The organism is Roseomonas sp. GC11 (assembly GCF_024437745.1).
GTDB lineage: Bacteria > Pseudomonadota > Alphaproteobacteria > Acetobacterales > Acetobacteraceae > Pseudoroseomonas.
The window spans coordinates 1-21,340 of record NZ_JANFNY010000074.1; the positions used below are offsets into that span (position 1 = coordinate 1).

The 21,340-nt window shown below is 69.5% G+C and carries 18 protein-coding genes; 9 read left to right on the forward strand and 9 right to left on the reverse strand.

The window, feature by feature from the left end; translation table 11 throughout:
• Window positions 1–150: 150 nt before the first annotated feature.
• The 3 genes from ettA (at window position 151) to NON00_RS19280 (ending at window position 2,987) form a co-directional block, all read left to right on the forward strand.
• Complete coding sequence (gene ettA / locus NON00_RS19270; protein WP_256024331.1) at window positions 151–1,830, forward strand: energy-dependent translational throttle protein EttA; 1,680 nt, start codon at window positions 151–153, stop codon at window positions 1,828–1,830.
• A gap of 4 nt (window positions 1,831–1,834) precedes the next feature.
• A complete protein-coding gene (locus NON00_RS19275; protein ID WP_256024332.1) occupies window positions 1,835–2,389 on the forward strand; it encodes a GNAT family N-acetyltransferase in 555 nt (184 codons plus the stop codon).
• A 217-nt stretch (window positions 2,390–2,606) separates the two neighbouring features.
• Window positions 2,607–2,987, forward strand: coding sequence for a hypothetical protein (locus NON00_RS19280; RefSeq protein ID WP_256024333.1), 381 nt, complete (start codon window positions 2,607–2,609; stop codon window positions 2,985–2,987).
• 118 nt (window positions 2,988–3,105) lie between these two features.
• Here NON00_RS19280 and NON00_RS19285 read toward each other — a convergent pair whose 3' ends face one another.
• From NON00_RS19285 to NON00_RS19300, 4 genes are all read right to left on the reverse strand, one after another.
• Window positions 3,106–3,912 carry an ABC transporter permease gene (locus NON00_RS19285; protein ID WP_256024334.1) on the reverse strand — a complete coding sequence of 269 codons (807 nt, stop codon included), beginning with the start codon at window positions 3,910–3,912 and terminating at the stop codon, window positions 3,106–3,108.
• 4 nt (window positions 3,913–3,916) lie between these two features.
• Complete coding sequence (locus tag NON00_RS19290) at window positions 3,917–4,762, reverse strand: ABC transporter permease (protein ID WP_256024335.1); 846 nt, start codon at window positions 4,760–4,762, stop codon at window positions 3,917–3,919.
• 79 nt (window positions 4,763–4,841) lie between these two features.
• A complete protein-coding gene (locus tag NON00_RS19295) occupies window positions 4,842–6,116 on the reverse strand; it encodes a PotD/PotF family extracellular solute-binding protein (RefSeq protein ID WP_256024336.1) in 1,275 nt (424 codons plus the stop codon).
• Between the two features lie 43 nt (window positions 6,117–6,159).
• Window positions 6,160–7,155, reverse strand: a complete 996-nt coding sequence (locus NON00_RS19300; RefSeq protein WP_256024337.1) for an ABC transporter ATP-binding protein — start codon at window positions 7,153–7,155, stop codon at window positions 6,160–6,162.
• Window positions 7,156–7,462: 307 nt separating this feature from the next.
• Here NON00_RS19300 and NON00_RS19305 point away from each other — a divergent pair, with 307 nt between their 5' ends.
• Window positions 7,463–8,425, forward strand: a complete 963-nt coding sequence (locus tag NON00_RS19305) for a hypothetical protein (RefSeq protein ID WP_256024338.1) — start codon at window positions 7,463–7,465, stop codon at window positions 8,423–8,425.
• A 144-nt stretch (window positions 8,426–8,569) separates the two neighbouring features.
• Here NON00_RS19305 and NON00_RS19310 read toward each other — a convergent pair whose 3' ends face one another.
• A complete protein-coding gene (locus tag NON00_RS19310) occupies window positions 8,570–9,196 on the reverse strand; it encodes a phospholipid-binding protein MlaC (RefSeq protein WP_256024339.1) in 627 nt (208 codons plus the stop codon).
• Window positions 9,197–9,240: 44 nt separating this feature from the next.
• Complete coding sequence (locus tag NON00_RS19315) at window positions 9,241–10,035, reverse strand: VacJ family lipoprotein (RefSeq protein WP_256024340.1); 795 nt, start codon at window positions 10,033–10,035, stop codon at window positions 9,241–9,243.
• A 208-nt stretch (window positions 10,036–10,243) separates the two neighbouring features.
• Between NON00_RS19315 and metF the strand changes: the two genes are divergently transcribed.
• Window positions 10,244–11,200: a methylenetetrahydrofolate reductase gene (gene metF / locus NON00_RS19320; protein WP_256024341.1), complete on the forward strand. Its 957-nt coding sequence runs from the start codon at window positions 10,244–10,246 to the stop codon at window positions 11,198–11,200.
• 150 nt (window positions 11,201–11,350) lie between these two features.
• On the opposite strand, the gene NON00_RS19325 is transcribed toward metF, so the two are convergent.
• Window positions 11,351–12,196, reverse strand: a complete 846-nt coding sequence (locus NON00_RS19325; RefSeq protein ID WP_256024342.1) for a hypothetical protein — start codon at window positions 12,194–12,196, stop codon at window positions 11,351–11,353.
• A gap of 156 nt (window positions 12,197–12,352) precedes the next feature.
• Here NON00_RS19325 and NON00_RS19330 point away from each other — a divergent pair, with 156 nt between their 5' ends.
• Genes NON00_RS19330 through NON00_RS19340 form a run of 3 tightly spaced genes read left to right on the forward strand, consistent with a single transcriptional unit; the run spans window position 12,353 to window position 15,989 of the window.
• A complete protein-coding gene (locus NON00_RS19330) occupies window positions 12,353–12,853 on the forward strand; it encodes a pentapeptide repeat-containing protein (protein ID WP_256024343.1) in 501 nt (166 codons plus the stop codon).
• 8 nt (window positions 12,854–12,861) lie between these two features.
• Window positions 12,862–15,075: an ATP-dependent helicase gene (locus NON00_RS19335; RefSeq protein WP_256024344.1), complete on the forward strand. Its 2,214-nt coding sequence runs from the start codon at window positions 12,862–12,864 to the stop codon at window positions 15,073–15,075.
• Window positions 15,075–15,989, forward strand: coding sequence for a 50S ribosomal protein L11 methyltransferase (locus NON00_RS19340; RefSeq protein WP_256024345.1), 915 nt, complete (start codon window positions 15,075–15,077; stop codon window positions 15,987–15,989). Before NON00_RS19335 ends, NON00_RS19340 begins: the two co-directional genes overlap by 1 nt.
• Before the next feature lie 384 nt (window positions 15,990–16,373).
• Here the strand turns inward: NON00_RS19340 and NON00_RS19345 are convergent, their stop codons facing one another.
• Window positions 16,374–16,712, reverse strand: a complete 339-nt coding sequence (locus tag NON00_RS19345; protein WP_256024346.1) for a DUF1127 domain-containing protein — start codon at window positions 16,710–16,712, stop codon at window positions 16,374–16,376.
• A gap of 179 nt (window positions 16,713–16,891) precedes the next feature.
• Here NON00_RS19345 and NON00_RS19350 point away from each other — a divergent pair, with 179 nt between their 5' ends.
• Window positions 16,892–18,661 carry an aminopeptidase P family protein gene (locus NON00_RS19350; protein WP_256024347.1) on the forward strand — a complete coding sequence of 590 codons (1,770 nt, stop codon included), beginning with the start codon at window positions 16,892–16,894 and terminating at the stop codon, window positions 18,659–18,661.
• 307 nt (window positions 18,662–18,968) lie between these two features.
• Here NON00_RS19350 and ligA read toward each other — a convergent pair whose 3' ends face one another.
• Window positions 18,969–21,125: an NAD-dependent DNA ligase LigA gene (ligA, locus tag NON00_RS19355; RefSeq protein ID WP_256024348.1), complete on the reverse strand. Its 2,157-nt coding sequence runs from the start codon at window positions 21,123–21,125 to the stop codon at window positions 18,969–18,971.
• Window positions 21,126–21,340 lie beyond the last annotated feature (215 nt).

Genomic DNA, 21,340 nt, shown 5'->3' on the forward strand with positions numbered 1-21,340 from the left:
CCCCCCCCCCCCCCCCCCCCCCCCCCCCCCCCCCCCCCCCCCCCCCCCCCCCCCCCCCCCCCCCCCCCCCCCAGGCCGGAAAGGGTTCCGCTTGGCGGCGCGGCCCGCGCCCGGTAGAACCGGGCCCAAACCTCTGCCCGGAACGTGTTCATGGCCGCTCATCAGTATGTCTTCGTGATGAAGGATCTCACCAAGTCCTACCCGGGCGGGCGTGAGATCTTCAAAGGCATCACCCTCTCCTTCCTGCCCACCGCCAAGATCGGCGTGCTTGGCCCCAACGGCGCCGGCAAGTCGACCCTGATGCGCATCATGGCCGGGCAGGACCGCGAATTCGGCGGCGAGGCCTGGGCGGCCGATGGCATCAAGGTTGGCTACCTCTCGCAGGAACCCCACCTCGACGCCAGCAAGACCGTGGCCGAGAACGTCATGGACGCCTTCGGCACGCTGACGGCCGACCTCGCGCGCTTCAACGAGATCTCGATGAAGTTCGCCGAGGAAATGTCCGAGGACGAGATGAACACGCTCCTCGCCGAGCAGGCCGAGCTGCAGGAGCGCATCGACGCCGCCAATGGCTGGGAACTCGACCGCACCATCGAGATCGCGCTGGACGCGCTGCGCTGCCCGCCGGGGGACAGCGCGGTGACCAGCCTCTCCGGTGGTGAGCGCCGCCGCGTCGCCCTCTGCAAGCTGCTGCTCGAGAAGCCCGACCTGCTGCTGCTCGACGAGCCCACCAACCACCTCGACGCCGAGAGCGTGAGCTGGCTGGAAAAGACCCTGCGCGACTACCAGGGCGCCGTCCTGATCGTCACCCACGACCGCTACTTCCTCGACAACGTCACCAACTGGATCCTCGAGGTCGATCGCGGCCGCGGCATCCCGTATGAGGGCAACTACTCCGCCTATCTGGAGACCAAGCGCAAGCGCCTGGCCCAGGAAGAGAAGGAAGAGAGCACCCGCCAGCGCCAGCTGGCCGAGGAGCAGGAGTGGATCGGCCGCAGCCCGGCCGCGCGCCAGGCCAAGAGCAAGGCCCGTATCCAGGCCTATGAGGAGCTGCTCGCCAAGAGCCTCGACCGCGCGCCCGAGCCGACCGAGATCCAGATCCCGCCCGCGCCGCGCCTCGGCAACACCGTCATCGAGGTGCAGAACCTCTCCAAGTCCTTCGGCGACCGCCTGCTGATCGACAACCTCTCCTTCAAGCTGCCGCCGGGCGGCATTGTCGGCGTCATCGGCCCGAACGGCGCCGGCAAGTCCACCCTGTTCAAGATGATCACCGGGCAGGAGACGCCGGATGCCGGCACGCTGCGCGTCGGTGAGACCGTGCAGCTCGGCTATGTCGACCAGAGCCGCGACACGCTGGATGACAAGCGCACCGTCTGGCAGGAAATCTCCGATGGCGAGGACCTGATCATGATGGGCAAGCGCGCCGTGCCCTCGCGCGCCTATGCCGCCGCCTTCAACTTCAAGGGTGGCGACCAGCAGAAGCCCGTCGGCGTGCTCTCGGGCGGTGAGCGCAACCGCGTCCACCTCGCCAAGATGCTGCGCAAGCCGCACAACGTCATCCTGCTCGACGAGCCGACCAACGACCTCGACGTCGACACGCTCCGCGCGCTGGAAGAGGCGTTGCAGGACTTCGCCGGCTGCGCCGTCATCATCTCGCACGATCGCTGGTTCCTCGACCGCCTGGCGACGCATATCCTGGCCTTCGAGGGCGACAGCCACGTCGAATGGTTCGAGGGCAACTATCAGGCCTATGAGGCCGACCGACGTCGACGCCTTGGCGCGGCGGCCGATCAGCCGCACCGGATCAAATACCGGCCGCTCACCCGGTAACCCGATGGACGGCCTGCCGCGGGTGGAATCCCCGCAGACGGTGCGCACGCCGCGTCTGGTGCTGCGCCCTGTCGGGCCTGGGCATCTGGCCGACCTCACCGCCCTGAAGGGGGATGAGGCCGCCTTTGGCCTGATGCTGCACGGCACCCGCGCCCCCGCGCAGGTCCGCCAGGAGCTGGAGGACGACATGGCCTTCTGGGCCGTGCGCGGCTACGGCACCTGGGCTGTCCATCTGGCGGAGACGGAGGCCTTCCTCGGCATCGTCGCCCTGTCGGAGCGGCCGGACGGACGTGGCATCGCGCTGCGCTTCGCCCTCTGGCCGCACACGCGGGGCAAGGGCTATGCGCGGGAGGCGGCGCGCGCCGCCCTCGGCTTCGGGCATGAGGTGGCGCGGCTGCCGCGCATCATCGCCGTGGCGCGGGAGGACAACCTGGCCTCGCGCGCGGTGCTGGAGGATATCGGCCTGCGCCGCGCGGCCGAGTTCCCGCGCGATGGCCACCGCATGCTGGTCTATGAAAGCCTGCGCCCGCCGCCACCACCCGCCCAGCAGGGGCAATGACCGACCCGGAGGGGGGAGGGGCCAGCAGCCTCTCCCCCTTTCTCATTCCAGGCGTTGCCATGATTGCGTCATATTTTGGTGTGGAATTTTTATTTTAAAACAAAAAGATAAATCTTGGTCTTGCCCAAAATAAGGCAAACTCGCCTTATTTTGCGTTGCAGCGAAAAACCCCGCCTGCCATAGCCACCCCCGCAGAGGCTGAAAGGAGGGCCGTGGCATGGGGTGTTTCCGTGATGTGTCGTGCGGCCTTGTCCTGGCCGCGCTGCTGGCACCGCTGCCTGCACGCGCGGCCGATTACACGCTGGGCGCGGCCATCGGTGGCGCGGTGCCCTATGCCACGCGGGAGTCCTACGTGGCGGCGACGCTGCTGGGCGAGCGGGCGGGGCAGGTGGCCCTGACCAACACCCTGCCCATGCAAAGCCTGGTGAAGCCGGTCTTCGACTCCCGCCCGGTCTATGCGCTGGGGGCGCGGGTCAGCCTCGGCAAGTTCGGCAAGGCGCAGCTTTCCCTGGATGGGCAGATCGCCGCCGGGGCCGAGAAGGCGCCGGATGAGCCGCGCCCCCTGCTGGGGCTGGCGCGGCTCAGGGTGCAGTTTTAAAAAGAACGTTCTTTTTTGAAAAAAAGAACCAAAAAACTTTTATCCGTTGGCGTTCCGCTGGGCCGGGAGACGGCGGCAGCCTGAAAGAAAATTCTTTTTCTGAAGAAAAAGAAGGATCTTAAAAGCCCTTTTTCTTTCGCAGCAGCCGCACCCCGAGGATCGCCCCGCCGATCACCAGGAAGGACACCGCCGTGGAGACGGTGCCGAGGGCGTAGAGCACCGGCGTCGTCACGGTGGTGGTCATGCCGAGGATTTCCAGCGGCAGGGTGTTGCCGCTGCCGGCGGTCAGCAGGGTGCGGGCGAATTCGTCGAAGGACAGGGTGAAGCCGAACAGCGCGATGCCGACGACGCTGGGCGCGATGATCGGCAGCACCACATGCCAGAAGCTTTGCCAGGGCGTCGCCCCCATGTCGCGCGCCGCCTCTTCCCAGCTGCGGTCGAAGCGGTTGAACACGGCGAACATGATCAGCAGGCCGAAGGGCAGCGTCCAGGTGAGCTGCGCGCCAAAGGCCGAGGAATACCAGGCCGGTTCCCACTCCATCATGTTGAACATCAGCCCGATGCCGAGGCTGACCAGGATGGAGGGCACGATCAGGCTGGCGATGGTGAGGGCGAAGAGCACGCCGCTGCCGCGGAAGCGCCGGCGGAAGGCCATGCCGGCGGCGAGCGAGATGACCACCGTGCTGGCCGTCACCATCGCCGCCAGGGTCAGGGTGCGCGTCATGGAGGCGCCGAGGTCGCCCACCGCCTGCGGCTGGAACAGCCGGGCGAACCAGTGCAGCGAGACGCCGTTCATCGGGAAGGTCAGCCCGCCATCCGGCCCCTGGAAGGAGAGGATGGTGATGGTGAAGGTCGGGCCATAGAGGAACAGCACGAAGAGCAGGAAGAGGCCGCCGAGCAGCAGCCGCGCCAGGGGTCCGGGCATGGGCTCACAGCTCCTTGCGGATATCGATGACGCGCAGCATGGCGCCCACCATCAGCAGCACCATGGCCAGCAGCACCACCGCATTGGCGGCGGCGGCGGGGTATTGCATGAGGCCGATCTGGTTGGCGATCATCAGCCCGACGGAGGCGCTCTGCCCGCCGCTCATCAGCCGCACCGTGGCGAAATCGCCCATCACCAGCACGACGACGAAAATGCTGCCGATGCCGATGCCCGGCTTGCACAGCGGCAGGATGACGCACCACAGCGTCTGCCAGAAGCCCGCGCCCATGTCGCGCGCCGCCTCCAGCAGGCGGCGGTCGATGCGCATCATGGTGTTGAAGATCGGCACCACCATGAACAGCGTGTAGAGGTGGACGAAGGCCAGGATCACCGAGAAATCGGAGAAGAGCAGGAACTCCAGCGGTTCCTTGATGACGCCGGTGGCCAGCAGCGTGCCGTTGAGGATGCCGTTGCGGCCGAGGAAGGGCACCCAGGCGATCATGCGGATCAGGTTGCTGGTCCAGAACGGCACGGTGCACAGCACGAAGAGCACGGTGCGCAGCGTCTGGTTCTGCACCACGAAGGCCAGGAAATAGGCCAGCCAGAAGCCGAGGCCGAGCGTCACCGCCCAGGTGATGCCGGCGAAGTAGAGGGTCTTGAGATAGGTCTGCCAGGTGACGAAGGAGGCGAAGACCTCCCTGTAGTTCGTCAGCACGAAGGCCGGGATCAGGCTGAAGCTGTCATAGTCGTAGAAGCTGACGATGACCAGCATGGCCACCGGAACCAGCAGGAAGACCGCCAGCACCAGCGCCAGCGGCGCCGCCTGGAGCCAGGGGAAAAGGCGCGGCATCGGCGCTCCCATTCGTCAGATTGGTCACGGTGGCGGGGCCATTCCTGGCCCCGCCCTGTGATGCGCCCCGGCGCAGGCCTCAGGCGGCGATGAACTCGTTCCACTTCTGGACCATGTAGCGGTCCTCGCTCATCACCGAGTTCCAGCACACCACGCGGCCCATGCGCTCCAGGAAGGAGCCGCCATCGCGCTTGGCGCCGGCCTTCTCCATCACCTTGCCATCGGGGGCGATGATGTCGGAGACGGCGGGCTTGCCCTCCATCCAGTAGCCCCACTCATTCTCGGTCATGAAGGTCTTGGCCGTGTCCAGCACCGCCGAGTAATAGCCCTGGCGGTTGAGGAAGGCGCCGACCCAGCCGGAGAGGTACCAGTTCAGGTACTCATAGGCCGCGTCCAGCTCCAGGCCGGAGAGGTGCTTCATCAGGCCGAGGCCCGAGCCCCAGGCGCGGTAGCCCTCGGCCAGCGGCTGGTAGACGCAGGGGATGCCGCGCGAGCGCACCGCCGTCACCGCCGGCGACCACATGGACTGGATGACGACCTCGCCCGAGGCCATCAGGTTCACGCTCTCGTCGAAGGTCTTCCAGAAGGCGCGGAACTGGCCGGCCTTCTTGGCCTCGATGAGGAAGGCGATGGTCTTGTCGATCTCCGCCCGCGTCATGTTGCCCTTGTCGGCATACTTCACGAGGCCGGCGCTCTCCGCCACCATCGCGGCGTCCATGATGCCGATGCCGGGGATGTTCAGGATGCTGGCCTTGCCCTTGAAGGCGGGGTCCAGCAGGTCCTTCCACTGGGTGATCGGGCGGCCCACCAGGTCCGGGCGGATGCCCAGCGTATCGGCGTTGTAGATGGTGGGCAGCAGCGTCATCAGCTCGGTGCGCGCGCTGGCGAAGCCCTTGGCGTCCTTGCTCTCGACGAAGCCCACGGAATAGGGGCTGGTGCCCTGGGCGATGACGCTTTCCGCCGTCAGCCGGCCGGTGGTGAAGATGGGGACGATCTTGTCCGCCAGCCTGATGCGCTTGGTGTCGATCGGCTGCATCACGCCGGTCGGGTAGACCTTCTTGATGCTGAAATACTCGATGTCGGCGATGTCGAAGCTGCGCGACTGCGTGGCGGCGCGCTGGGCCACGGCGTCGGTGTCCGTCACCGTCATCTGCAGGGTGAAGCCGAGATCCTTCTTCACCTGCTCGGCGATCGGGTTCAGGCCGGAGACGCCGGTGCCGAGCTGGCGCAGCGTGATGTTGCGGATGTTCTGCGCCCAGAGGGTGGGGAAGCCGGTGATGGCGCCGCTGCCGACCGCGGCACCGGCCAGCGCCAGCGCGCCGCGCCGGGTGAGGGAGGTCTTCGTCTCGGTCATGGTCGTGAACTCTCCTGTTGCTCTTGTTCTCAGGCGCGGCGGGTCACGCGGCATCCCGGGGCAGGGGGTGCGCCTCCTGCGCCTCCCAGCCCAGGGTGGCGGCCTCGCCCGGCGCGACGGGCGAGGCATGGAAGAGGGAATCGGGCAGCAGCGCCTCGGCGGTCTGGCCATCGCGGGCCTGCACCACCACGCGCACCGCGGAGCCCTGGTATTCGACGGCCGTGACATGCCCGGACAGGTGGGGGCCACCGCCCGCGGGGGCCGGGGCGAGGCGCGTGCGGTCCGTCCGCACGGCGAAGCGGCCCTGCGGCAGCTCCAGCACGTTATGCCCGCCGATGAAGCGGGCGACGAAGGCGCTGGCCGGCTTCTCGAAGATCTCGCGCGGTGGCGCGGCCTGGGCGATGCGCCCCTGGTCCATCACCACGGCGATGTCGGAGAGCGCCATCGCCTCCTCCTGCCCGTGGGTGACATGGATGAAGGTGATGCCCAGCTCGCGCTGCAGGCGCTTCAGCTCCTCGCGCATCTGGGTGCGCAGGAAGGGGTCGAGGGCGGAGAGCGGCTCGTCCAGCAGCAGCACCTTGGGGCTGGTGATCAGCGCGCGGGCCAGGGCCACGCGCTGCTGCTGCCCGCCCGAGAGCTGGGTGGGCAGGCGGTCCGCCATCTTTTCCAGCTGCACGAGGCGGAGGAACTCCGCCGCGCGGGCCAGCCGCTCCGCCTTGCCCATGCCGCGCATCCGCAGGCCGAAGGCGATGTTCTCGAGCGCCGTCAGATGCGGGAAGAGGGCATAGGACTGGAACATCATCGCCGTCCCGCGCGCGGCGGGCGGCAGGTTGGTCACATTCCGCCCGGCCAGCAGGATATCGCCATCGCTGATGCTCTCATGCCCGGCGATCATGCGCAGCGTGCTGGTCTTGCCACAGCCCGAGGGGCCGAGCAGGCAGCAATAGCTGGCCGGCGGAATGGCCAGAGAAATCCCATCCACCGCCACGGCGGCGCCATAGCGCTTGGTGACGCCGATCAGTTCCACATCCGCGCGCAACGTTGTCCGGCCCCGTTCCTGTCGTTCGGCCGGGCCTATGCAAGTGGCGCACCACCCGGGCGGCGGCCGGGCCAGGGCGTGGCCGGGCAGGGGCGGCGGATTGGTTCCAAAGGCGGGGGAGGGTGGAGGAGTGCCTGCCGCATCGGCAGGAAGGCGGGGGCATTGCCTGCGCCAGTGGCAGGACCCAAGTGGCAGGACCCGCGCAAATGGCTATAAGGGAGCGCATCAGACAACCCTGGGGCTTATCCCCTATTCTGATGATGCGAAGCCTTGCGCGGCAGGGTGCAATGCCGGCCAGGAGAGCGCGATGCCGGATGCCACGATGACACCCCATTCCTCGCTGGTGCCGCTGGACCACGCGGAGGGACTGGAACCGCTGCTGGATCAGCTGGTCGAGATGGCGTGGGAGCCTGGCTGGGCGCCCCTTGTCCTGTCACGCCTGATCGCGCTCTGCGCGGCGCTGCGATCCCCCGCGGCGCCACAGCCCTGGGCCGAATCGCTGGCCCGGCTGCGCGCCCACCCGCTGCAGCGGCTGATGCTGGAGGACCCGCTGGTGCGGGAGAGCCTCCTGCGCCCTGGCCCCACCCCGGCCCCCATCGCGCTGGACCTGCTCATCCAGCACGAGTCGGTGCGGCCGCTGCTGGACCATGCCTCGCGCGCCGGGCATGACCTCGCCACCGCCACCCGCCAGATCGGCTATGCCGCCGCCTGGCGGGCGCAGGCCCGCTTCCTGGCGCGCATCGTCGATGCCGTGGCGGAGCGCGAGGCCCAGGCGGAAATCCTCACCCTGGGCGCGGGCCATCTGCGGGAGGCGGGCTTCGTCTCCTATGGCCGCAACATCGCGCGCTGGGTGATGCAGGAGAACGACCCGGAGGCCCTGGCCCTGCTGCGCCGGCAGGCTCCGGCCGGGCTTGCGCTGCGCAGCCTGCGCTGCGGCCTGCCCTATTTCGTGCGCCGCCCCTATCTGCGCGGCTGCTTCGACCTGATCATGGTGCCCGACCTGCCGCTGCTGCCGGAGCCGGCGCGGCTGGTGGACGCCGCTTTCGCCGCGCTGAAGCCTGGGGGCGTGCTGCTGCTGGGCAGCCCGACCGCCGCGCCGCCGGAGGCCGCCTTCCTGGAGGCTTATCTGGGCCTGACGCCCGCCTGGAGGCCGGCGGAGGCCCTGGCCGCCCTGGCCCATGTGCCCCCCGCCGCGGAAATGGCCCGTGCCCAGGTGATCCCGAGCCTGGAAGGGCGCCGGCATTATCTGCGCCTGGAACGGCGAAGGTAAGTTTTTTTAGATTCTTCTTTTTCTGAAGAAAAAGAAGCAAAAAGACTTTTCAAATTGGCGTCCCGCCTCAGGCCACACGCGGGACGCCGACTGAAAAAAGTTTTTTGGTTCTTTTTTCCAAAAAAGAACAAGACCCCAAAAAACTTACCGCCCTTCGCGCGCCGCGAGCGCCGCGATCTGGTTGCGCATGGCCTCCAGCAGGGCGGAGATCTGGCCGCCATTGCGGCTGATCACGGCGGAATATTCGCTGCGCTGGGTCAGGCGGAGGGAGGTGCCCTCGGCGATGACGTCAACGACGCGGGGCTGGCCGTTCACCTCGCCCACGCGCCAGTCGAGGCTGAAGGCGGCGCTGTTGGGGCGCTCGATGATGGTGTTGACCAGCGCGTCATCCTCGGTGCGCTGCTGGCTGCGGCCGAGGCTGAAGCGCACGCCCTCATATTCGCCGAAGCGGGCGGAGAGGTTGCGGATCAGGGTTTCCTCGAACAGCTTCATATACTCCTGCTGCTCGGCCGGGGTGGCGGTGCGCCACCAGCGGCCGAGGATGAAGCGGCCCACGCCATCCACATCCACGGCGCGGCGCAGCACCGCGGCCACGCGCTGGCGGCGGGCGGCGATGGGCTGGTTCGCGTTGATGACGCCGACCAGCTCCTGCCCCGTGCTCTCGATGAAGCTGGCGGCGCGGCTGATGTCCATCTCCGCGCGGGCGGGGAGGGCCAGGGCGATGGCGAAGGGGGTCGCCAGCGCGGAGGCCAGCAGGGAACGGCGATGCATCCTGTCCAATCTCATCTCGTTTCGGCCGGGAGGGGCCGTGCGTGTCAGTTGCGGGCGGGGGCCTGGACCCCGGCGCCCAGGCCGGTGCCGAGCGCGGGGGAAGGCTGCCCGCCGCCATTGCGGATATCGTTCTGCCGGCGCTGGCGGTAGGCGCTGCGCAGCGTGGCGTAGGGGTCGAGGCTGGTTTCCTTCACGCTGTCCAGCGTCTCGATCAGCCCTTCACGCGCGTCGAGGACCGTCAGCCCCGTCTGCACATAGCCCAGCGTCTGCACCGTATCGTTGCCATTCGCGATCACCCAGGTGGTCGGGTTGGCGGCGATGTCCACTCCAAACCCCGCCAGATCGCGCGGGTTGCTCGGCCCCAGCACGGGCAGGAAGAGGTAGGGCCCCTCGCCCACGCCCCAGACGGCCAGGGTCTGGCCGAAATCCTCGCCATGCGCGGGGAGGCCGAAATCCTTGGCCACGTCGAAGATGCCGCCGACGCCCAGCGTGGTGTTGAGCAGGAAGCGGCCGAGCGTGGTGCCGAAGCGCTGCGTCTCCCCCTGCAGCCCGTCATTCAGCAGGATGACGGGGCTGCGCAGATTGGCCAGCACGTTGCGGATGCCGCCGCGCACCGGCTGGGGGATGATGAAGCGGTAGACCTGCGCCGCCGGCCGCAGCAGCACGGTGTCGATGCCGTCATGCACCGCGTACATGGTGCGGTTGAACGGCTCCAGCGGGTCGTTGGTCTGCTCGTATTCCGCCAGGGCCTCGGGCTCGCTCGCCGGGGGGCGGGTGGCGCAGCCGGCCAGGGCGAGGAAACCGGCCAGAACCAGGAGGGGGCGGCGGAGGGAGCGCATGGTCTCAGGTGTCCTGACGGGGGGAGGGCAGAAGGGAGGGCGGGCGGGAGGCGGGGAGGCGAGGTTGGTCGCTACATACATCCTGGGATGAATGTATGGAACAGCCGAAGGTCAAGCCTTGCCGAACAACGCCGTGTGCAACGCCTTGGGCGCGGCCGGGATGCAGCGGGGCGTTCAATTCCGGCGCGGCGTAGGATATGGGAGCGTCATGAACCACGTCGCCGACCACGCCCCCACCGCCTCCGGCCGCCCGGGCACTCTGCAGCGCTGGCTGACCGGCCCCCGCGTGGCCGGCCTTCCGGTGCCCAACGAGCTGCCGCCGCCGGCGCTGTCCTTCGAATTCTTCCCGCCGCGCACCGAGGCGCTGGAGCAGCAGCTCTGGAGCTGCGTCCGCCGGCTGGAGCCGCTGGCGCCGCGCTTTGTCTCCGTCACCTATGGCGCGGGCGGCACGACGCAGGAGCGCACCCACGCCACCGTGGCGCGCCTGGTGTCCGAGACCGGCCTGACGCCGGCGGCGCACCTGACCTGCGTCGGCGCCAGCCGGGCCGAGGTCGATGCCGTCGCCCGCCGCTACTGGGAGGCCGGGGTGCGCCACATCGTCGCCCTGCGCGGGGACGCGCCGGCGGGCGAGAGCGGCTACACGCCGCACCCGGAGGGCTATGCCTATGCCGCCGACCTGGTGGCCGGGCTGAAGAAGATCGGCGATTTCGAGATCTCCGTCGCCGCTTATCCCGAGACGCATCCTGCGGCTCTCTCCCCTGAGCAGGACCTGGACAATCTGAAGCGCAAGATCGACGCCGGCGCCACCCGCGCGATCACACAGTATTTCTTTGATACAGAAGTCTTTCTCCGCTTCCTGGACCGCTGCCTCGCGGCCGGAATCACCGTGCCGATCGTCCCAGGCATCCTGCCCGTCTCGAATTTCACCCAGGTGAAGAAGTTCTCCGCCATGTGCGGCACCTCCGTCCCTGCCTGGATGGGCACCCTCTTCGAGGGGCTCGATGAGGATGCCGAGACCCGCCGCATGGTCGCCGCCGCCCTTGCCGCCGAGCAGGTCCGCCTGCTCCAGGCCAATGGCGTGGACGAATTCCATTTCTACACCCTCAACCGCGCCGATCTGACCTATGCCATCGCCCATATCCTGGGGGCGCGGCCCAAGGCTTGATCATTTGGTTTTTTTGTATCCAGAAAAATCTTCTTTTTCTGAAGAAAAAGAAGCAAAAAGACTTTCTTTCAGTTTGGCGTCCCGCCTCAGGCCATCAGCGGGACGCCAGCTGGAAAAAGTTTTTTGGTTCTTTTTTTCAAAAAAGAACTCTTATCTGATCTTCCTGTAAAAATCTCTCAGCAGAAACGGGCTGAGAAACAGCGGAAACTGGCACAGCGCGAAAAAGAGCAGGATCTGCGGGTCTGTGCCGGCGGGCAGCACGGCGAGGTAGAGCGCCATGTTGCGGTTGCCCGAGAGCAGCCCGGCCGAGAGGGCGAGGTCTCGCCCGAGCGGGCGCAGCGCCAGGGCGGTGAGGGCGTTCAGCCCGAAGCTGCCGGCGAAGGCCAGGGCGGTGCCGCCCAGCACGAAGCCCGGCTGGGCCAGCAGCCGCGCCAGCACGCCATCCATCACGCCGAAGCCGTAGAGCACCACCAGCAGCACCACGGCGCCATCCACGGCGCGGCCCCAGCGGTGCAGCCGCGCCGGCCCCGCCAGCCGGCGGATGGCCAGGGAGAGCAGCAGCGGCAGCCCCACCACCAGCGCCAGCCGCCCCATCAGCGCCGTGACCGAGAGGGACAGGTCGATCCCCAGCAGCCCGAGCGCCAGCGGCGGCGCGGTGAGGGGCACCAGCAGGGTGGAGAGCAGCGCGGCGACCAGGGCGATTTCCCCATCCAGCCCGACCAGCCGGGCGAAGGCGGGGGAGGAGGTGGCGGCGCAGCCCGTGGCCATGATGACCAGCGCCGCGCCCAGCGGCCCGTCCAGCCCGGTGAGCCGCGCGATGCCCCAGGCCAGCAGCGGGCAGGCCAGCAGCAGCCAGGCCAGCAGCGCCGCCACCATCCCCGGCCGCCGCAGGTAGGAGAGCACCTGCACCGGGTCCACCCGCAGCAGCACCAGCGTCATCAGCAGCGCGACGGTGGGGGTGACGACGCCGCGCAGCGCGCTCGCCAGCGGCGGCACCAGCAGGCCGAGGAAGATCCCCAGCGCCAGCAGCGTGCCGCCATGCTGGGCACACCTCTCCAGGAGGCGGATCGGCAGGCTCAGGATGGGGCGTTCTCCCTCCGCCGGGGCGGGCCTGTGGTTGGCCGCGTTCGCTCCCCGTTCTATATCCCGGGGGTGCGCACGCCAATCCTCCCCCTGCTGGCCCTTGCTCTCCTGATCGCGGGGGCCGCCCCCACCCTGGCCGCCTGCGCCGATCCGCCGGCGCCGCGGGTGGACTGGCGCCGCTGCATGCTCGATGGGCGGGACCTCTCCGGCGCCCGCCTGGACGCGGCCGTGCTGCGCGATGCCAGCTTCGCCCGCGCCCGGCTGGATGGCGCCCGGCTCCCGGCGGTGGAGGCGCCCGATTCGCGCTTCACCTCCGCCAGCGCCCAGGGGGTGGATTTCTCCGGCGCCATCCTGCGCGGGGCGGATTTCACCCGCACGGCGCTGCAGGGCGCCCGTTTCATCCGGGCCGACCTGCGCGGCGCCCGCTTCTACCGCGCCGACCTCTCGGGCGCCGACATGACCGGCGCCCGGCTGGATGGCACCGACCTCTCCACCGCCACCCTGGACGGCGCGCTCTGGGTGGACGGGCAGACGCGCTGCGCCGCCGGTTCCGTGGGGGCCTGCCAATGACGCCTGAGATGACGACCGACGCCGCCGCCTATCTCGCCCGGCTGAACCCCGAGCAGCGCGCGGCGGTGGAGACGGTGGATGGCCCCCTGCTGGTGCTGGCCGGCGCCGGCACCGGCAAGACGCGGGTGCTGACCACGCGCTTCGCCCATATCCTGATGACGCGCCGCGCCTTTCCCAGCCAGGTGCTGGCCGTCACCTTCACCAACAGGGCGGCGAAGGAGATGCGCGAGCGCGTCTCCGCCATCCTGGGCCAGCCGGCGGAAGGGCTGTGGCTCGGCACCTTCCACGCCCTCTGCGCCCGCATGCTGCGCCGCCACGCGGAGCTGGTGGGGCTGAACAGCAATTTCTCCATCCTCGACACGGACGACCAGATGCGCCTGCTGAAGCAGGTGATGGAGGCCGCCGGGGTGGATATGAAGCGCTGGCCGCCGCAGGCGCTGATGGGCATCATCCAGCGCTGGAAGGACCGCGGCCTGGTGCCCGCGCGCATCACCCCGGCGGAGGACAGCGACTTCGCCAACCACCGCGCCCGCAGCCTCTATGCCGCCTATCAGGAGCGGCTGAAGCAGCTCAACGCCACCGATTTCGGCGACCTGATGCTGCATGTGGTGGAGGTGCTGCGCGCCCACCCGGATGTGCTGGCGCAGTATCACCGCAGCTTCCGCTACATCCTGGTGGACGAGTACCAGGACACCAATACCATCCAGTATCTCTGGCTGCGCCTGCTGGCCCAGCGCCCCAACCCGGCGGAAAGAAATATCTGCTGCGTCGGCGATGATGACCAGTCGATCTATTCCTGGCGCGGCGCGGAGATCGAGAATATTCTTCGGTTCGAAAAGGATTTTCCGGGCGCGACCATCGTGCGGCTGGAATCCAACTACCGCTCCACCGCGCCGATCCTGGGCGCCGCCGCCGGGCTGATCGCCAAAAACGCCGGGCGGCTGGGCAAGACGCTGCGCCCCGGCCGCGCCGACGCCGCCGGGGAGAAGGTGCGCGTCGTCTCCCTCTGGGACTCGGAGGAGGAGGCGCGCATGGTCGGCAGCCGCATCGAGGCGGCGCGGCGGGCCGGGCATGACCTGTCCGAGATCGCCATCCTGGTGCGCGCCGGCTTCCAGACCCGCGCCTTCGAGGAGCGGCTGATCACCCTCGGCATTCCCTACCGTGTCGTCGGTGGCCAGAAATTCTATGAGCGCGCCGAGATCCGCGACGCCATGGCCTATCTGCGCGTCGTCAACCAGCCGGCGGACGACCTCGCCTTTGAGCGCATCGTCAACACGCCGAAGCGCGGGCTGGGGGATACCGCGCTGCGCGCCCTGCACGAGGTGGCGCGGGCGGAGGGCATCCCGCTGGTCGCCGCCGCCTGGAAGATGGTGACGGGCGGCGCCATGCGCCCCAAGCCGCGCCAGGCCCTGCATGAGCTGCTGGAGGGCTTCGCCCGCTGGCGCGCCGCCCTGGCGCAGGAGGGGCATGTCGTGGTCGCCGCCACGCTGCTGGAGGAATCCGGCTACACCGACATGTGGAAGCAGGACAAATCCCCCGAGGCGCCGGGCCGGCTCGACAACCTGAAGGAATTGCTGCGCGCCATGGCCGAGTTCGAGAGCCTCGCCGGCTTCCTCGAGCACGTCGCCCTGGTGATGGAGAATGACGAGCAGTCCGAGGGCGGGCGCGTCGGGCTGATGACGCTGCACGCCGCCAAGGGGCTGGAATTCGACATGGTCTTCCTCCCCGGCTGGGAGGAGGGGCTCTTCCCGCACCAGCGCGCCCTGGACGAGGGGGGCGAGAAGGGGCTGGAGGAGGAACGGCGCCTCGCCTATGTCGGCATCACCCGCGCGCGGCGGAACTGCATCATCAGCCACGCCGCCAACCGGCGCATCTATGCCAACTGGACCAGCGCCATCCCCTCCCGCTTCCTGGATGAACTGCCGCCCGACCATGTCGAGGTGGAGGGCGGCAGCGCCCGCCGCCAGCCGGTGGCGGCCATGCCCTCCGCCTTCCAGGGCGGCTTCCCGCTCACCGCGCGCAGGCCGCGGGTGATCGAGGCCGGGGCCTGGGAGGTGTCGGAGCGCCCCGCGAAATCCGCGCCGATTCCCGTCGGGACACGGGTATTTCATCAGAAATTCGGCTATGGGCGCGTCGTGGACGCGGATGACAACAAGCTGGATGTCGAATTCGACAAGGCGGGGCGGAAGCGCGTTCTGGACAGTTTCGTGGAAAAGGCCTGATGAACCGCCGCCATCCCCAGTCGCTGGAAACCCTGAAGATCGACGGCCTGCCCGAGCACGCCGTGCCCGCCTTCGAGGCCGCGTTGCAGACCGTCTGCCCCACCGTGGGCTATTTCAAGGACGACCCGACCGACACCTGGGGCCTGGAGGCCGTGCGCGAGGTGGGGGCGGGCGATGACGAGCTGCTGCCCGCGCTGATCCTGGCCGCCGCCATTTCCGGTATCGAGCCGCCCGAACTCCAGCGCGCGCCGGTGGAGGCCGATGGCTGGCTGGCCCGCACCGTGCAGGCCTTCCCGGAGCAGGAAATCGGCGCCCGCGTGCTGATCCGCCCGACGCACCTGCCCAACCCCGCCACCTATGGAAAGATCGTGCTGCGCCTCGATGCCGGGCTGGCCTTCGGCTCGGGCGAGCATGGCTCGACGCGCGGCTGCCTGATCGGTTTCGAGCGCATCGCGCATCGCCGCCCGCGCCGTATCCTCGACCTCGGCACCGGCTCGGGCATCCTGGCCATGGCGGCGGCGAAGCGCCTGCACCGCAAGGTCCTGGCCACCGATATCGAGCCCTGGTCCGTGCGCGTGGCGCAGGACAACGCCACGATGAACGGCCTGCGCAACCAGTTCCGCGCGAAGCTGGCCGATGGCTGGAAGCACCGCAGCGTGCGCGCCGGCAGCTATGACCTCGTCTTCGCCAATATCCTGGCGCGGCCGCTGTGCAGCATGGCCAAGAGCCTGGCCGACCATCTGGCCCCCGGCGGCACCGCCATCCTGGCCGGGCTGCTCGGCACGCAGGTGCGCATGGTGCTCGCCGCCCACCGCCGCGCCGGCCTCGTCCTGGAACACCGCATCGACCAGGGCGCCTGGTCCGCCCTCGTCCTCCGCAAGCCTTTTTTTCAGGCTGCCGCTCCAGCGTTGTGAGGCGGGACGCGGCATGGGCCGCGTGCGCGGGCGGAGCGGGTGCGCCCCCTCCTCCCGTGCCCCGAGCGACCCCCTGAACCACCCCCTGAACGACCCCCTGAACGACCCTGGGCCGGAGAGGAGGGGTGGAGTGCATCCCCTCCCGTCCCGGCCCTGACCGGCAGCAGACAGAAAAACCCCGCGGCCTGGGGGAGGCCGCGGGGTTTTCCCTGGAAGGATCGGCGCCGGGGGGAGGGGGGGAGGATCAGCGCCGATCCGGTAGTGACTGCGGAGACAACACGCGCGGGCGCGCGGGGTTTCCGGGATGTGCTGGTTTTTTTGAGGGTGCGGCCTTCTGGCCGCACTCCGGTGCCGTGAACTGAAAGAAAGATACTGAAAGAAAGATCAGGCCGCGAGCGGGCGGGCGTGGGCCGGGGCGTTGGCCGCCTGCTTGGCCTTCGCCTCGAAATCCCCTTCGAAGACGCGGGGGATGTCGCCACGGGTCAGGCCGATATCGGCCAGCTCGCGGTCGGAGAGCATGGCCAGCTCGTCATAGACGCGGCGGCGGCGCGGGTAGTCGATGACGGCGCGGAAGGCGGTGGTGACGGCCTTGCGGATCCACTGGCCGATCGCCTCATCCCGCGCGCGCATCGCTTCCAGGGCGACAGTGCGGGCCGCGTCGATGTCCTGCGCGGCGCTGGAGATGGCGGAGTCGAACTCCGGCTTGGTGATGCGGGCGTCCATTGTCTAGCGTTCCATTGTCGCGCCGGGGTGGTCTGCGGGACTGGCTCTTGCCGTCGACCGCCCGCCCCTGGTGCGGTGGAGACGATGTAATCTTGTGCAGGCGCGAACAGGAGCGTTGCTCCGGAAGCGGAGCCATGCGCCGGACGCATTGAAACCTGTGGAAACATGTTCTTAACGGGATGCTTATCGAAGTGTCACATCCGGAACGTTTGCAGGCGCTGAGGGCCGAACTGGCCCGCATCGGGGTGGATGGCTTCCTCATCCCCCGCGGCGATGAGTATCTGGGCGAATATGTGCCCCCGAGCGGTGAGCGCCTGGCCTGGATCAGCGGCTTCACCGGCAGCGCCGGCATGGCCGTGGTGCTGGCGGAGCGCGCGGCGCTGTTCACCGATGGCCGCTACACCACCCAGGCGGAGGCGCAGACCGACCCGGCCCTGTGGGAGCGCCGCCACCTGATCGAGGAACCGCCGCAGGAGTGGCTGGCGCGGCACGCCGCCCGGCTGCGCATCGGCTATGATCCCTGGCTGCACCCGCAGGCGGCGGTGGAGCGCCTGGGCGCCGGCACCACGCTGGTGCCGCTGGCCGCCAACCCGCTGGATGCCGTCTGGGCAGACCGCCCGGCGCCGCCCGCCGCCCCCGCCGTGCCGCATCCCGCCGCCTATGCCGGCCGCGACTCCGCCGCCAAGCGGGAGGAGGCCGCCGCCACCCTGCGCGCCGCCGGGGAGGAGGCGGCGGTGCTGGCCGACCCGCATTCCCTCGCCTGGCTGCTGAACCTGCGCGGCGGCGACCTGGAGCACACGCCGCTGCCGCTCGGCTTCGCGCTGCTGCGCGCCGATGCGCGGGTGGATCTCTTCCTCGACCCGGTGAAGCTCTCGGACGCCACGCGGGCGCATCTGGGCAATGCGGTGGCCACCCACCCGCCCCGGGCGCTCCAGGGCGTGCTGGAGGGGCTGGCGGGGCAGGTGGTGCGGGTGGACCCGGACATCACTCCCCTCTGGTTCAGCGCCACGCTGCAGGCCGCCGGCGCCACGGTGAAGCCGGGGGAAGACCCCTGCCGCCTGCCGCGCGCCTGCAAGAACCCGGTGGAGCAGCAGGGCGCCCGCGCCGCCCATCGGCGCGATGCCCTGGCCCTGGCGCGCTTCCTGGCGTGGTTCGCCGCCGCCGCCCCCGCCGGCGGGGAGACGGAGGTCAGCGCGGCCGAGCACCTGCTGGCCTGCCGCCGCGCCCTGCCGCTGTTCCGCGCCGAGAGCTTCCCCGCCATTTCCGGCGCGGGGGAGAATGGCGCCATCATCCACTACCGCGCCACCGAGGCCAGCAACCGCCCGATCCGCGCCAATGAATGCTACCTGATCGACAGCGGCGGGCAGTTCCTGGACGGCACCACGGATATCACCCGCACCCTCTGGACCGGCCCCGGCACCCCGCCGGCCGATCTGGTGGAGCGCTATACCCGCGTGCTCCAGGGCCATATCGCCCTGGCGCGGCTGCGCTTCCCGCAGGGGGTCGCGGGGGCGCATATCGATGCCATCGCCCGCGCCGCCCTCTGGCAGGCGGGGCTGGACTATGACCACGGCACCGGCCACGGCATCGGCAGCTTTCTCTCGGTGCATGAGGGGCCGGCCAGCATCAGCCGGGCGGCCAGACCCATTCCCCTGCGGGAAGGGATGATCCTCTCTGATGAGCCGGGCTTCTACCTGCCGGGGCATTACGGCATCCGCATCGAGAACCTGCTGCTGGTGCGCGGCTTCCAGGGCCTGGCCAGGCCCTTCCTGGAATTCGAGACGCTGACCCTGGTGCCCTATGAGCGGCGGCTGATCGATCTCGGCCTGCTCAGCCCGGCGGAGCGCGCCTGGGTGGATGCCTACCACGCCCGCGTCCTGGGCGAGATCGGGGCGGAGCTGGAGCCGGAGGTGCGGGGCTGGCTGGAAGGGGCCTGCGCGCCGCTGTGAGGGCGGGATCAGGGGGCTTTGCCCCCTGGCCCCCAGCAGGAACCTGATGTTCCTGCACCTCCCCTCTGAAGCGGGGGCCATCTGATGCGGGGGTCTGGGGGAACTCAGTTCCCCCAGCGGGGTCCGGGGCGGAGCCCCGGCCTGAGAGACCGTTTGAGAAGACCGGGCGGGTCGGTTCCGCGGGTCTTTTCCGCCCTTGCTGCGTTGGCGGGCTTGCCGATGCCACCAGCATCGGCGGCGCCCGCCGCCTGGCAAGGCCGAAAAATCCCTCGCGGATCCTCCGCCGCCGGCATTCTCAAACGGTCTCTTACAGCCCCGCCATCTCCCGCCATTCGCCTTCGCTCAGGACGCGCAGGCCCAGCTCGGCGGCCTTCTTCGCCTTGGAGCCGGCATCCGCCCCGACCACGACGAAATCGGTTTTCTTCGAGACGCTTTTGGTCACCTTGGCGCCCAGCCGCTCGGCCACCGCCTCCGCCTCGTCGCGCGAGGTTTTTTCCAGCGTGCCGGTGAACACCACCACCTTCCCGGCGAAGGGGCTGTCGCTGGCCGAGAAATCCTCGGCATCCTGCGGCGCCACCTCGCCCGCCAGATCCTCGAGCGCCGCGCGGTTATGTGCCTCGGCGAAGAACTCGGCCAGTTCGGTGGCGATGGCGGGGCCGATGCCCTGGATGGAGCCCAGCTCCTCCCGCGCCTCGGAGCCGATGGTGGTGGCGGCCAGCATCTTCTCCCGCCACGCCGCCAGGCTGTGGTAGTGCCGCGCCAGCAGCTTGGCGTTCTGCTCGCCGATGCGCCGGATGCCGAGGGCGAAGATGAAGCGCTCCAGCGGCGGGCCGCGCCGCGCCTCGATCGCCGCCAGCAGGTTCTCGACCTTCTTCGAGCTTTTGGCGCCCTTGCCCCAGCCCTCCCAGCCGCGCATCCGCTCCGCGTGCCGGTGCAGGCGGAAGATGTCGGCCGGGCTTTTCACCAGCCCCTCCTCGTGCAGCCGAAGAATATTCTCCTCGCCCAGCCCCTCGATATCGAGGGCGTTGCGGCTGACGAAATGCTTCAGCCGTTCCACCGTCTGCGCCGGGCAGACCAGGCCGCCGGTGCAGCGGCGCACCACCTCGCCCTCCGGCCGCACGGCGTGGCTGCCGCAGGCGGGGCAGGTGGTGGGGAAGGCGAAGGGCAGCGCCCCCTCCGGCCGCTTCTCCGCCACCACGCCGACGATCTGCGGGATGACATCCCCCGCCCGCTGGAGGATCACCGTGTCGCCGATGCGCACATCCTTGCGGGCGACCTCGTCCTCATTGTGCAGCGTGGCGTGCTGGACCATGACGCCGCCCACATTCACCGGCTCCATCACCGCACGCGGCGTCAGCGCGCCGGTGCGGCCGACCTGGATCTGGATGTCCAGCAGCCGGGTGGTGGCCTGCTCGGCGGGGAATTTCCAGGCGATGGCCCAGCGCGGCGCCCGCCCGACAAAGCCCAGCCGCCCCTGCCAGTCCAGCCGGTCCAGCTTGTAGACGATGCCGTCGATGTCATAGGCCAGCCCGGCGCGCTGCCCGCCCATCTCCGCCTGGAAGGCCGCGGCGTCATGCTCATCCGCCAGCAGGCGGGAGAGCGGGTTGACGGCGAAGCCCCAGCCGCGCAGCCGCGCCAGATAGTCCCAGTGCGTCTCCGCCACCGGGGTGCTCGACTCGCCCTGCGCATAGGCGAAGAGGCGCAGCGGGCGGCTGCGGGTGATCTCCGGGTCCAGCTGGCGCAGGCTGCCGGCGGCGGCGTTGCGCGGATTGGCGGGGATGCGGATCTCCGGCCCCACCTTCTCCCCGCGCGCCCGGCGCTGCTCGCGCTCCTCCGCCAGCCGCGCCTGCTCCTCGCGGAAGGCAAGGAAATCCGCCTTGGTCATGAAGACCTCGCCGCGGATCTCGATCTGCGCCGGGAAGGGGGCGGCGAGGCGGCGGGGCAGGATCGCCTCGGAGAAGGTCTCCAGGTTGCGGGTGATGTCCTCGCCCTCCGTGCCGTCGCCGCGTGTGGCGCCGCGCACGAAGATGCCGTTCTCATAGGTCAGGTTGACCGAGAGCCCGTCGATCTTCGGCTCCGCCACGAAGCGCAGCACCTCGGCCTCGTCGAGCCGCAGGAAGCGCCGGATGCTCCTGGTGAACTCGGCGAAATCCTCGGGCGCGAAGGCATTGTCGAGGCTCAGCATGGGCGTGCCGTGGCGCGCCTTGGCGAAGCCGGCGGCGGGGGCGGCGCCGGGGGCGGCGTCGCTCGGGCTGTCCGCCCGCTTCAGCGCCGGGAAGCGCGCCTCGATCGCCGCGTTGCGCCGGCGCAGGGCATCGTATTCCGCATCCGTGATGACCGGCGCGTCCTGCTGGTGATAGGCAAGGTCGGCCTCGGCGATGGCCTGGGCCAGGGCGGCCAGTTCCTCGGCCGCCTGGGCCTCGGTGAGCGTCTCGACGGGAAGGGTGCGGAGCGGCGCGGTCATGGCGCTCCCCTAACGCGCGCGCGCGCGGCTTGGAAGCGGCTGCTTCCTTGAGAGGGGCTTTGCCCCTCTCAAACTCTCCCCACCAAAGGCCTGAGGCCTTTGGAAACCCATGTGTTGGCGCCCCCTGATGGCGGGTGCAGGGGACCCTGTCCCCTGCTGGGGGAGTTTGAGGGGGCAAAGCCCCCTCAAGGCCAGGAGGCCCAAGCTTCCGCCAT